The sequence below is a fragment of the Bacillus sp. lyk4-R2A-2 genome, assembly GCF_030209735.1.
In the GTDB taxonomy this organism is placed as follows: domain Bacteria; phylum Bacillota; class Bacilli; order Bacillales; family Bacillaceae; genus Bacillus; species Bacillus pumilus.
In genome coordinates, this window is sequence record NZ_JARVRK010000005.1 from 34,445 (window position 1) to 47,304 (window position 12,860).

14 protein-coding genes are annotated in these 12,860 nt (G+C 42.2%); 10 read left to right on the forward strand and 4 right to left on the reverse strand.

Going from position 1 to position 12,860, the window contains the following annotated elements:
- The first annotated feature begins 70 nt into the window (after positions 1-70).
- From QRN39_RS07005 to QRN39_RS07045, 9 genes are all read left to right on the forward strand, one after another.
- On the forward strand, positions 71-1,045 hold the full coding sequence (locus QRN39_RS07005; RefSeq protein ID WP_003216620.1) for a class I SAM-dependent methyltransferase: 975 nt from the start codon (positions 71-73) through the stop codon (positions 1,043-1,045).
- A gap of 229 nt (positions 1,046-1,274) precedes the next feature.
- Positions 1,275-2,459: an acetate kinase gene (locus QRN39_RS07010; protein WP_003216471.1), complete on the forward strand. Its 1,185-nt coding sequence runs from the start codon at positions 1,275-1,277 to the stop codon at positions 2,457-2,459.
- A 105-nt stretch (positions 2,460-2,564) separates the two neighbouring features.
- On the forward strand, positions 2,565-3,080 hold the full coding sequence (locus QRN39_RS07015; protein WP_284907252.1) for a MogA/MoaB family molybdenum cofactor biosynthesis protein: 516 nt from the start codon (positions 2,565-2,567) through the stop codon (positions 3,078-3,080).
- 173 nt (positions 3,081-3,253) lie between these two features.
- Positions 3,254-4,465 (forward strand): argininosuccinate synthase, encoded by a 1,212-nt coding sequence (locus QRN39_RS07020; RefSeq protein WP_003216486.1) that lies wholly within the window; start codon positions 3,254-3,256, stop codon positions 4,463-4,465.
- A complete protein-coding gene (gene argH / locus QRN39_RS07025; protein WP_003216440.1) occupies positions 4,462-5,835 on the forward strand; it encodes an argininosuccinate lyase in 1,374 nt (457 codons plus the stop codon). The genes QRN39_RS07020 and argH overlap by 4 nt, the downstream gene beginning before the upstream one ends.
- Before the next feature lie 118 nt (positions 5,836-5,953).
- Entirely contained in the window at positions 5,954-6,856 is a 903-nt protein-coding gene (locus tag QRN39_RS07030; protein ID WP_284906644.1) for an aminoglycoside phosphotransferase/kinase family protein, read from the forward strand.
- A gap of 106 nt (positions 6,857-6,962) precedes the next feature.
- Positions 6,963-7,718, forward strand: coding sequence for an SDR family oxidoreductase (locus tag QRN39_RS07035; RefSeq protein WP_044139333.1), 756 nt, complete (start codon positions 6,963-6,965; stop codon positions 7,716-7,718).
- Positions 7,719-7,784: 66 nt separating this feature from the next.
- A complete protein-coding gene (locus tag QRN39_RS07040) occupies positions 7,785-8,468 on the forward strand; it encodes a metal-dependent hydrolase (protein ID WP_050943583.1) in 684 nt (227 codons plus the stop codon).
- Positions 8,469-8,814: 346 nt separating this feature from the next.
- Positions 8,815-10,137 (forward strand): CBS domain-containing protein, encoded by a 1,323-nt coding sequence (locus tag QRN39_RS07045; protein WP_003216834.1) that lies wholly within the window; start codon positions 8,815-8,817, stop codon positions 10,135-10,137.
- A 55-nt stretch (positions 10,138-10,192) separates the two neighbouring features.
- Here QRN39_RS07045 and QRN39_RS07050 read toward each other — a convergent pair whose 3' ends face one another.
- A complete protein-coding gene (locus tag QRN39_RS07050; RefSeq protein WP_003216665.1) occupies positions 10,193-10,495 on the reverse strand; it encodes a YtpI family protein in 303 nt (100 codons plus the stop codon).
- A gap of 147 nt (positions 10,496-10,642) precedes the next feature.
- On the opposite strand from QRN39_RS07050, the gene QRN39_RS07055 reads away from it, so the two are divergent.
- Positions 10,643-11,584, forward strand: coding sequence for a DHH family phosphoesterase (locus QRN39_RS07055; RefSeq protein WP_044139298.1), 942 nt, complete (start codon positions 10,643-10,645; stop codon positions 11,582-11,584).
- Between the two features lie 50 nt (positions 11,585-11,634).
- Here QRN39_RS07055 and QRN39_RS07060 read toward each other — a convergent pair whose 3' ends face one another.
- From QRN39_RS07060 to ytrH, 3 genes are all read right to left on the reverse strand, one after another.
- Positions 11,635-11,820, reverse strand: coding sequence for a YtzJ family protein (locus QRN39_RS07060; RefSeq protein ID WP_003216400.1), 186 nt, complete (start codon positions 11,818-11,820; stop codon positions 11,635-11,637).
- 109 nt (positions 11,821-11,929) lie between these two features.
- Positions 11,930-12,433, reverse strand: coding sequence for a sporulation membrane protein YtrI (ytrI, locus tag QRN39_RS07065; protein WP_003216226.1), 504 nt, complete (start codon positions 12,431-12,433; stop codon positions 11,930-11,932).
- On the reverse strand, positions 12,430-12,771 hold the full coding sequence (gene ytrH / locus QRN39_RS07070) for a sporulation membrane protein YtrH (protein WP_034661856.1): 342 nt from the start codon (positions 12,769-12,771) through the stop codon (positions 12,430-12,432). Before ytrH ends, ytrI begins: the two co-directional genes overlap by 4 nt.
- Positions 12,772-12,860 lie beyond the last annotated feature (89 nt).

Genomic DNA, 12,860 nt, shown 5'->3' on the forward strand with positions numbered 1-12,860 from the left:
CTCCGGCTTCATACTGGGGCTCTTTTCAATGAGAACATATAGCTTTTAACAAAGCGAGGAGAGAAAAGCATTGCAGAAAGATCAAGTAAGTACGATTTTCGAGCTGCTCGATACAGCTTCTATTCGATTAAAAAAGGACCAAAGCATTTCCTATATTGAGGCATTAGCTGAAGCAGGAGAAGCCTTTTTCCAAGCAAATGATCGAGACGGTTTACTAAAGGATTTAATAGAGAAAGCAGATTTTGCCTCTTATGATCATGAGCAGATTCGTAAAGCGTTTCAGCTCGCCGTATTGAAAGGACAAAAGGATATTTCCCATCCAAATCGTCAGATGACACCAGATACGATCGGGCTGTTTGTCAGCTACTTGGTGAATAAATTTTTAGAAGGACAAAAAGAGCTAGTTGTCTTTGATCCAGCAGCAGGAACAGGGAACTTACTGCTTGCTGTCTTAAATAATCTGACTGCAGAAACAAAGCGCGGCTTTGCGTCTGAAATTGATGATGTCCTCATTAAAATTGCATGGGCACAGGCGAACTTGGAAGAGAAGGAAGTCGAGCTTTTCCATCAAGACAGTCTTGAGCCGCTTTTGATCTCTCCAGTAGATGTCACTGTATGCAGTCTGCCAGTTGGTTATTATCCAAATGATGAGCGTGCAGCAGACTATGAATTAAAGGCAAAAGAAGGACATGCCTTTGCGCATTATTTATTTATTGAACAAAGCCTTCGTTATACAAAAGAAGGCGGCTTCTTGTTCTTCATCATTCCAAACGATTTGTTTGAAGGAAAAGAAAGCGTGCAATTAAAGGACTTTATCAAAGATCATGCATATATGAATGCATTAATTCAGCTGCCGGTCTCCATGTTCAAGGACAAAAAGCACGCCAAAAGCTTGTTTGTGATGCAAAAGAAAAAGGAAGGGCTCGAAGCACCAAAACGGATGCTGTTTGCCAATCTACCGTCTTTCTCACAAAAAGAATCAATGTTGGGTGTAATGAGAAAATTAGACCAATGGTTTATAGAAGAAAAAGAAACGAAAGAATAGCCAGAGTGATGTCTGGCTTTTTTATTATTCAGAAAATATCGACTTATCGATGTAAGCGATAACAGTTCGAAGGTGCACTTGAAATGCAAAGTTTTCAATGTTTAAATGAAAAAGTCAGATATTTTTCGGACTTATCGTTAAACTATAAAAGACCCGTCATACAGGTTGAATATAGCACCGGAAAAAACGTGAAACCTTATATAACAACTGAGTAAAAGGAGCGACAAGAATGTCTAAAATTATTGCAATCAACGCAGGAAGCTCATCTCTTAAATTCCAATTGTTCGACATGCCAGAAGAAACCGTTTTAACAAAAGGTCTTGTTGAAAGAATCGGAATGGACAACAGTATCTTCACGATTTCTGTAGATGGAGAAAAGAAAACAGAAGTCACAGATATTCCAGATCATGCAGTAGCGGTTAAAATGCTACTTGAAAAACTAATTGAATTTAACATCATCAAAGACTTTAATGAAATTGATGGCGTAGGACACCGTGTTGTTCACGGTGGAGAGAAATTCAGCGACTCTGTTCTTTTAACTGATGAAGTCATCAATGACATTGATCAGCTTTCAGAGCTAGCACCACTGCACAACCCTGCAAACGTTGTAGGAATCAAAGCATTCAAACAAATTCTGCCTGACGTACCAGCGATTGCTGTGTTCGATACAGCTTTCCACCAAACAATGCCAGAGCAGTCTTACCTATACAGCCTTCCGTACGACTACTACAAAAACTTTGGTATTCGTAAATACGGATTCCACGGGACAAGCCATAAGTTCGTAACAGAGCGTGCATCAGAGCTATTAGGCCGCCCTCTTGAAGAGCTTCGTCTGATCTCTTGTCACCTTGGAAATGGTGCGAGTATCGCAGCAGTTGAAGGCGGAAGATCAATCGATACTTCAATGGGCTTCACACCGCTTGCGGGTGTTGCAATGGGAACACGTTCAGGTAACATTGACCCTGCCCTTATTCCATTTATTATGGAGAAAACAGGACATACAGCTGAAGAAGTACTTTCAACTTTGAATAAGAAGAGTGGTCTTTTAGGTGTGTCTGGTCTATCAAGTGACCTTCGTGATATTGAAGAAGCAACAGAAGAAGGAAACGACCGTGCAGAAGTAGCTCTTGATATTTTTGCAAGCCGTATTCATAAATATATCGGTTCTTATGCAGCGAGAATGAATGGCGTAGATGCGATCATCTTCACAGCTGGAATCGGTGAAAACAGTTCAGAAGTAAGAGCACGTGTCCTTCGTGGTCTAGAATTCATGGGCGTTTACTGGGATCCTTCTCTTAACAACATGAGAGGCGAAGAAGCATTCATCAGCTACCCGCACTCCCCTGTAAAAGTGATCGTTATTCCAACGAACGAAGAAGTGATGATTGCAAGAGACGTTATGCGCTTAGCGTAATCCAAATTGAAGAAGCTCTTTTCCAATAAGGAAAAGAGCTTTTTTCTGTTAAAAGCAGCATGCTATAATGTTGTCCAATACGAAGCAAAAGGGAGCGGTGCGAAAATGGGCGTGACAGAACATAAACGTGAGGCGAAAGCGAGGCTTTATGTGAAAGTCATTACGGTCAGTGATACAAGAACGAAAGAAACAGATAAAAGCGGCCGTCTGATGATTGATTTGCTTAAAGAACAGGGACATCTCATTCTTGCATATGATATTGTAAAAGATGACATTGGAGCGATCCAAGACGCTGTGCTAGAGGGAACAAGCGAACCAAAAATAGATGCCGTCTTGTTAAACGGAGGCACAGGAATTGCCGCAAGGGATGTCACCATTGAAGCGATCACCCCGCTTTTCTCCAAGGAGCTGCCTGGCTTTGGCGAAATTTTCCGCATGCTAAGCTATACAGAAGACATCGGTTCAGCCGCTATGTTGTCCCGGGCAGCGGCAGGGGTCGTCAATCAACAAGCCGTCTTTGCCACACCAGGCTCTACTGGAGCTGTTCGTTTAGCCATGACAAAACTCATCATTCCAGAGCTTCCTCACGTCTTACGAGAGCTTGAAAAGGATCAAAAATAGCCCAAAATGACTCTGCCAAGAAAATTTGGCGGAGTTTTTTTCATAAAGGGGTTGAAAAAACAATTTTTCCTTGTTACAGTGTATACATACTAAATGCATGTTTATAAATTAAAACTTATTTTTATGCAAAAAACATTCACAGAATCAAAACAAGTGAGAGGAGCTTTTCAATCATGTCACAAAATAAAAAAGTCGTATTAGCATATTCCGGAGGTCTTGATACCTCTGTTGCAGTTAAATGGTTACAAGAGCAAGGATACGAAGTCGTCGCTTGCTGCCTAGACGTAGGTGAAGGAAAAGACTTAGCATTCGTTCAACAAAAAGCACTTCAAGTCGGAGCGGTTCAGTCTTACATGATTGACGCAAAAGAAGAATTCGCAGAGGAATTTGCACTAACTGCCTTACAAGCACACACGATGTATGAAGGGAAATATCCGCTTGTATCTGCATTATCTCGTCCACTTATTGCAAAAAAACTAGTGGAAGTCGCAGAGAAAGAAAATGCAGTAGCGGTTGCGCACGGATGTACTGGAAAAGGAAACGACCAAGTCCGTTTTGAAGTATCCATTAAAGCATTGAATCCAGACCTAGAAGTTCTTGCACCAGTGCGTGAGTGGAAATGGTCTCGCGATGAAGAAATCGATTATGCACAAAAACATGGTATTCCAATTCCGATTAACTTAGACAGCCCATATTCAATCGACCAAAACCTTTGGGGCAGAAGTAACGAGTGCGGCATTTTAGAAGATCCTTGGGCTGCACCGCCAGAAGGAGCGTATGATTTAACGACGCCACTTGAAAAAACACCTGACACACCTGAAATCATTGAAATCACGTTTGAAAAAGGAAAACCAACAGCTATTGATGGTATTCAGTATTCCTTATCAGATCTTATTCTTCATTTAAATGAAGTCGCTGGTCAGCATGGGGTTGGCAGAATCGACCACGTTGAAAACCGTCTTGTAGGCATTAAATCTCGTGAAGTGTACGAATGCCCAGGTGCTGTCACACTTCTAAAAGCACATAAAGAGCTTGAAGACTTAACGCTAGTGAAGGAAGTCGCACACTTTAAGCCAATCGTTGAACAAAAAATGGCTGAATTAATATACAACGGATTATGGTTCTCACCTCTTAAAGGAGCACTAGATGCTTTCTTACAGGAAACACAACAGAACGTAACAGGTGTTGTACGTGTAAAACTATTTAAAGGCCATGCCATTGTTGAAGGACGTAAATCACCATATTCACTTTATGATGAAAATTTAGCAACTTACACAAAAGCAGATGAATTCGATCATGATGCAGCGGTAGGATTTATTAACCTTTGGGGCTTACCAACAAAAGTGAACAGCATCGTGAATAAAAAGGAGCAGGTTAAAGCATGAAAAAGCTTTGGGGAGGCCGATTTCAAAAAACACCAGAAAAATGGGTCGATGAGTTTGGCGCGTCCATTCATTTCGACAAACAATTAGTCAAAGAAGATCTGACCGGCTCCCTTGCTCATGCAAGTATGCTGAATACATGCGGTATCCTGGGCGATGACGAGGCCGCTGCCATCAAAGATGGACTGAATACGCTCATGAAAAAGGCAGAGGCAAATGAACTCGAATTCTCAGTGGATTATGAGGACATCCATTTAAACCTTGAAAAAATGCTCATTGATGAGATTGGTCCGCTTGGCGGCAAATTGCATACAGCGAGAAGCCGGAATGATCAGGTTGCCACTGATATGCATTTATATTTGAATAACCAAGTAGAGCATATCATTGAACTGATCTCTTCCTTTCAAACAGTGCTTGTGGAAAAAGCAGAACAGCACGTTGAAACGATTTTTCCAGGTTATACGCACTTACAGCGTGCACAGCCTATTTCCTTTGCGCATCATATGCTCGCCTATTTCTGGATGCTAGAGCGTGACAAAGCGCGTTTTCAAGATTCTTTGAAACGAATTAACGTGTCTCCACTCGGATGCGGAGCGCTAGCAGGAACGACATTCCCAATTGATCGTGAATATACAGCTGAGCTGCTTGGTTTTGATCATATTTACGAAAACAGCCTTGATGGCGTAAGTGATCGGGATTTCATTTTAGAGTTCTTGTCTAACAGCAGCCTTGTCATGATGCACCTCTCGCGTCTTTGTGAGGAAATCATTTTATGGTGCTCTCAAGAATTCAAATTCATTGAGCTTGATGACACATATGCAACAGGCAGCAGCATGATGCCGCAAAAGAAAAACCCGGATATGGCAGAATTGATCCGCGGGAAAACAGGCCGTGTGTATGGCAACCTGATGGGGCTTCTCACCATTATGAAAGGCTTGCCGCTTACGTATAACAAAGACCTGCAAGAAGATAAAGAAGGCATGTTTGATACAGTCAAAACCATCGCCGGCAGCCTGCAAATCTTCACAGGCATGATTCAAACAATGACAGTGAACGAAGATGTCATGAAAAAAGCAACGAAAGAAGATTTCTCAAATGCGACCGAAGTGGCAGACTACCTTGCGAAAAAAGGCATGCCATTCCGTGAAGCACACGAAATCGTTGGCAAGCTCGTGTATACATGCATTCAAAAAGGCATCTACTTAAGTGATCTTCCGTTTGAGACATTTACAGAAGCGAGCGATCTTTTTGAAGAAGACATTTACACCGTTCTTGATCCTTATGTTGCTGTTGAAAAAAGAACAAGCGCAGGTGGAACTGGATTTAAACAAATTCAGCTCGCTTTAGAAAAAGCAAAAGCCTGCCTAGCATAACTGACCAAAACCATTCGTTTATACGGATGGTTTTTTGTCTTGGGAAAAGGAGATTGATCATCATTAGAGAAGTTGAAAGCATACCAGTGTTAAGCTGAAGAGGGAGTGACAGTAGTCCATGAAGAAAACGCTTCAGGCTTTGTTTGACCAGCCCATCGCCTCAGTTAAGACGTTAGGAGAACAGTACGACGGACGGGCCAATGATGTGTGGCTGATCTCCTTACAAGACAAAACGGAATATGTGGTGAAATCTCCTAAAATGACAAAAGCAGAAAGTGAATTTGTATATGGGATCAACATGATCTATGGGGTAAATGCCGATATGGGACAAGAGCATCTCGATCAAATCAATGAAAAGCTGGCTCTGACGAATTCCTTTCATATTCCGGAAGTTGTTCGTAAAGTGAAGATGGCGGGGAGACATTATGATGTCATGGAAAAAGTAGAAGGAACACCTTTAACATCTTTTAAGGGACGTTCATCAGATTTCTATTTGGATTACGGGAGGAAACTAGCACATCTTCATTCACATCGAACTCACTCCTTCGGTACTATATACGGAGCAGAAAAGAGACATTTGAGTGAATTCCATGCTCTTTTAAAAAGGGCTGTGTCTAAACTTATAAGCCGCTATTACGCTGATCAGCCTGAATTTCAGTGCTATGGAGAAATGGTGCAGCAAAAGCTAGACCACCTCAGTCCTCCTGATTCAGCCAGTCTCATTTTAATTGATTTAGATCCGTCGCAATATATTGAAAAGTATGATCAAGTGACGAGTCTAGTTGATACGGAATACTGCGTATTTGGACCAGCTGCGTTTGATTTTATTGCATTGGAATACCTTTTGACGAAAGAAGCTGCACACGATGTTCAGTTGGGCTATGAAGAGATTTGCCCGCTTCCTCGCCAGCTTTATGAGGTGAGAGAATGCTACCGTTTTGTTTCGCTGCTTCTTGATATTCATGGCTCGTGGGATATCCAAAAGTGGATGAATCATCCTTCATTTTTTCATTCTAAATAGAAATAGCAGAAAGGGTTCATAAGTGCGCCAGATGCTGGTTTATAGTAAAGTAAAGATAACAAAAGAAACACATGAACTTGCAACCTTTGTTTTAGGAGGAGATTGTGTGCGACACGCATTAATAACAGCGGGTTCTAAGGGACTTGGCAGGAAAGTCACCGAGTCTTTACTGAATATGGGGTATTCTGTGACAGTAAATTATCGAAGTGATGATGAAGCTGTGCGCCAGATGAAAGAAGAATTGCAGCAATATGAAGAGAAGCTTCAATTTGTCCAAGGTGACGTGACAAACAAAGAAGATTTAAAAAATATGGTCGAGCTGGCAGCCGAGCGATTTGGGCGGATCGATGCCTTGATTAACAATGCCGGACCTTATATTTTTGAACGAAAAAAACTAGCGGATTATTCCGAAGATGAATGGTATCAAATGATGGAAGGCAACCTATCTGCTGTGTTCCATTTGTTCCGTATGGTCATCCCAATGATGAGAAAGCAAGGCTTCGGCCGAATTGTCACATATGGCTTTCAAGGCGCAGACCATGCGCCGGGATGGATGCACAGATCAGCCTTCGGAGCAGCAAAAGTGGGGCTGGCGTCACTGACGAAAACCATTGCGATTGAAGAAGCCGAAAATGGCATCACAGCCAATATGGTTTGTCCAGGCAAAATCGTTGGAGACATGAAAGAATCGACAATAGAAGAAGCGCGCCAGATGAAAGACGATGAAACGCCGATTGGCAGGTCTGGTACTGGAGAAGATATCGGGCGCATCATTTCCTTTTTATGCGATGACCGCTCTGATCTGATTACAGGAACCGTTATTGAAGCAACAGGTGGTCTTAACGTCATTCACAGACATTAAGTTTTTCAGTTTTTTATACAGGGAATAGATGAAATGAGATCAAATTCGAAAGGTGGATATACTCACATGAAAGCTACATATCACGGACATTCAGTCGTACACATTGAAACAAACGGATACCATATTTGGATTGATCCATTTTTAAATGGAAATAAGCACACAGATATCAAACCGCAAGATGTCAAAGCGGATGTCATTTTGCTCACGCACGGGCATGGAGATCACATCGGTGACACCATTGAAATCGCCAAAAACAATGATGCGCTCGTTATTGCGCCATTCGAGCTTGCCACTTATTTAAGCTGGCAGGGGGTGAAAACGCACCCGCTTTCGATTGGAGGCGGACGTGAGTTTGAATTTGGTAAAGTGAAGCTCACTCAAGCGTTCCATGGTTCTGCTATCATTGATGAAGATGCCAAAACGATTACGTATACAGGCATGCCATCAGGTATTCTATTTACCGCAGAGGGCAAAACGATTTATCATGCCGGAGACACTGCACTCTTTTCAGATATGAAGCTGATCGGTGAGCTGAATCATATTGAGCTTGCATTCCTTCCGATCGGTGATAACTTCACGATGGGACCGGACGATGCAAGAATCGCAGCCGAATGGCTTCGGGCGAAGCAAGTCGTGCCAATTCACTACAGCACATTCCCGCCGATTGAGCAGGACCCACATGCATTTGCAGACAGCCTCCATGGCGGCGTCGGTCATGTGTTAAACAGCGGAGAATCGATCGAGATTTAATCAACATAGCAAAAAGTCGGCACTCAAATGCCGGCTTTCAGCGTGTAGACAAACCCTCGCATTCATTGTCAGTCCTGCGTGCTGGTGCTCACGAATGTCAAATTCGCTCCGCGCCAGTACTCGTCCTTCCTTGACTGCAAAGGTTTTCTATCACGCTGAAAAGAAGACAAAGGGCTAAAATAAAAATCATTTTAGCCCTTTGTCAACAATCTGAAAGCCGGCACTCAAATGCCGGCTTTTTTGTTTACATGTATCGCGCTGAAAAAAGACAAATTGCTATTAAAAGCCTCCTGCCCTTATAATGAAAGTTAGATGAAAACGCTGAAAACAAAAAGGGTGAACGGGATTGGCGACAAAGCATGAACAAATTTTATCGTATATTGATTCATTAGAAGTCGGAGAGAAAATTTCTGTCCGGCGTATTGCGAAAGAAATGAAAGTGAGTGAAGGGACCGCTTACCGGGCCATCAAGGATGCTGAAAATAAAGGATTCGTCAGTACCATTGAACGAGTTGGTACCATTCGAATTGAACAGAAGAAAAAAGAAAATATTGAAAAACTGACATATGCAGAAGTGGTCAATGTGATTGACGGACAGGTGCTTGGAGGACGAGCGGGCTTACATAAAACATTAAACAAATTTGTCATCGGAGCGATGGAGCTTGATGCGATGATGCGCTATACGGCAGCTGGAAACCTGCTAATTGTCGGAAACCGGATCAATGCCCATAGACAAGCATTAGAGGCAGGAGCAGCTGTGCTGGTCACAGGCGGCTTCTCAACAGATGATGAAATCATTCAGCTCGCAGATGAGCTTGAGCTGCCGATCTTATCGACAAGCTACGATACATTTACCGTAGCAGCTCTCATTAACCGGGCCATTTATGACCAACTCATAAAAAAAGAGATTGTGCTTGTGGAAGATATTTTAACGCCGATAGAACGAACAGTGTATTTATCACCAGAGGATAAGCTTGAAAAATGGTATGAAAAGAACTATGAAACTGGCCACGGACGCTTTCCGGTCGCAGACGACCAAATGAAAATTCACGGCATTCTCACCTCAAAGGATATCGCGGGGCATGACCGCTCCACACCGATTGAAAAGGTCATGACGAAAAACCCACTGACAGTCATTGGAAAAACCTCTGTCGCTTCTGCTGCTCAAATGATGGTATGGGAAGGCATTGAGGTGCTGCCTGTTGTAGATGATTATGCGAAACTGATTGGAATGATCAGTCGTCAGGACGTGCTGAAGGCGCTTCAAATGATTCAAAAGCAGCCGCAGGTCGGAGAAAAACTGGATGATGTTGTCTCAAGAGGGTTTAAAGAGACCGATACAGAAAAACCAAAGGCAGATGCCGTGTATCAATATGAGGTCACACCACAAATGACAAACCAGCTCGGAAACATTTCATATGGCGTGTTCACGCAAATTTTAATTGAATCCGCCAATCGCTTCTTAAAGTCTCATAAAAAAGGGGAGCTGATTGTCGAAAGTCTCTCTGTCTACTTCTTAAAACCGGTTCAAATGGAATCCACGATACAGATCAAGCCGAATATTTTAGAAGTAGGACGCAAGTTTGGAAAGCTGGAAGTGGAAGTTTATCATCAATCGAATATCGTCGGTAAAGCCATGCTGATGGTGCAGCTCATGGAGAGAGGATAATCTGCTGAAAAAGACAAAGGGCTAAAATAAACATCATTTTAGCCCTTCTCTCTTATTATGCGTGATCTTTTTCGCCTTCCTTTAAAAAGAGCGGAAGGTAATGCTTGTAGGCTTTATATCCAGCCCACGTACTGCCGATACCGACAGCAACAAAAATAAATCCAATGACAAATGCGAGTGACGAGCGGTTTAAAAATAATTGATTCACACCGAAGAGCAGGACAAAGCAGCCAAGTGCCATACTGGATTTCGCCGACCAGAATTTCTTTTCGACTGGGCGGTTCGTACGTACATTCTTTGCTTTGTAGTATAAATAAAACATGGCAGAACAAATAATAAACACAATCAAAACAAGCATGTGCCAAGCCTCCATTGTAAGTGGTTACAACCCTATTTTAAACGTAAATAGGCTTGCTTACTAGAATAAATTGTCTATTTCTCACTTTTCCGTCAGGATAGATTATGATTTAATAATAAAAAGAGTATCGGATAAGAAGGAGTTTTTATGAAAAAAGAACTGATTAGAACCATATCATTATATGACACCATCATCATTCATAGACATGTAAGACCAGATCCTGATGCGTATGGATCGCAGTGCGGCCTTACGGAAATCTTGCGTGCCACCTATCCAGAAAAAAATATTTATGCGACAGGAACCCCGGAGCCAACCCTTTCATTTTTGTATGAACTTGATGAGGTGCCGGATGACGTGTACAAAGATGCCCTTGTCATTGTCTGTGATACAGCCAATCAAGCAAGAATTGACGATCAGCGCTATTCAATGGGCGACAAGCTGATGAAAATTGATCATCATCCAAATGAAGATCCTTATGGTGATTTGCTTTGGGTAGATACAGAGGCAAGCTCTGTGAGCGAGATGATTTATGAATTGTATTTAGAGGGGAAAGAAGAAGGATATCAGCTGAATACAAAGGCGGCAGAGCTCATTTATGCCGGCATTGTAGGAGACACAGGCCGCTTCCTTTTCCCAAACACGACGAAAAAGACGCTCAAATATGCTGGAGAACTGATTGAATATCCATTTTCATCTTCAGACCTTTTCAATCAATTGTATGAGACGGATCTCAATGTCGTGAAATTAAATGGCTATATTTTTCAACATATTTCTTTGTCAGAGAATGGGGTCGCTTCTGTTTTCATTAAGCAGGATATTTTGGAATCGTTCCAAACGACAGCGCAGCAAGCCTCACAGCTTGTTGGAACACTTGGAAATATTGCAGGGATTAAGGCATGGGTCTTTTTTGTGGAAGAAAACGATCAGATTCGTGTTAGATTCCGTTCGAAAGGCGTCGTCATTAATACCATTGCGAAAAAATATCATGGCGGCGGCCACCCGCTTGCAGCTGGTGCGTCTATTTATGATTGGGCCGTGGCAGATGAGATTTTGCGTGATTTAGAAGAAGTATGTAAATCATCATCATGAGAGAGGGGGCTTCAAGTCCCCTCTCTCTTTTTTTGTCATGGAGAAGAGGGTTACTTGCATACAGGGATAAACCAGCAGCCGATGTCAGTTGAATCTTCATAGGCTTGGAGATTTTGATGCTTTAATTCTTTTTTAATTAAATGAGCCATCATTTCTGTCTCAGCATAAGCACACATGCCGTCCTTGATCCGGCTTGCTTTGTCTCGTGCCATTTGACGATAGCTATAAACCTCCATTGTCCTCACCTCTTTCTGTTTTAGATCTCGTTCTACTTTTAGTGTATAAAAATTAAGGGGGAAAAGCGATCATTGAGGGCAGAAATTCATAAAAATTCCACATGATCATTTATTCAGCAAATGAAATGCGCACTTCAAGTGAAAGCTTTGTATAAATTGTCAGCTCTGTCACTTTGGCGCGGTAAGCCTTTTCCCGAATGGTATATTCTTTGTTTTCGACCGTGCGTTTTAATAATTCCTTTGTTTTATAGACACTTTCAATATCCTTTGTAATAACCTCTGAGATATCCTCCTTGACCTGATCTTCAAATTTTAGCGTATCTGGCTCTGGGATTTTATATTGCTCACGATTGACGAGATGGACATCTACGCTTTGGATCAGCAGCCGCTTCTTATTATCCTCATTTAACTTATGCAAATCTTCCCGATAGAGTGTGATTTGTTCTTTCAGACTGTCCATATGGTGCTGCTGGCTTCTCAGCAGTGTCACCTGCTTTTCCTGAAAGGTTCCGTATGTAAAGAGGAAAATGAGCCAGCTCACAATCGCGCCAAACATCATCCCCGCAAAAAAACGCTGCCAGCCTGGACGTTTGTACAGCTCCGGCACCCTCATGATGACACATGCTCCTGTGTGAGCCACGTGATAATAAGATAACCCGTTTGCGCACCGCCCATGGCAGAGACAATTAATAAAATCTGCTTGAAAATATCACGCGTGTTCCCTTCAAAAATACCTCTTTCAAAGCTATAAACAGCATCAAACGTTCCGCCGATAGCTGCGACAAGCGCCCAAATCTTTAAACGGTTGGCAAGACTCGTAATAATGGATAAAGGCGGCTGACCAGACAAATAAGCACCAACACCGCCTATAATGGCACCACCCAAAATGACCCCAAGTGCAATAAAATAACAGCTAATAAAATTTGGAATAAAAGCTTCCTTCACATCCATTTTGTCCACCTCACTCTATTCAATATATGGTGCGTGCGGGACAAGTATGAACGGACAGAAAAGAAAGAACATTTGTTTCTCATCGCATC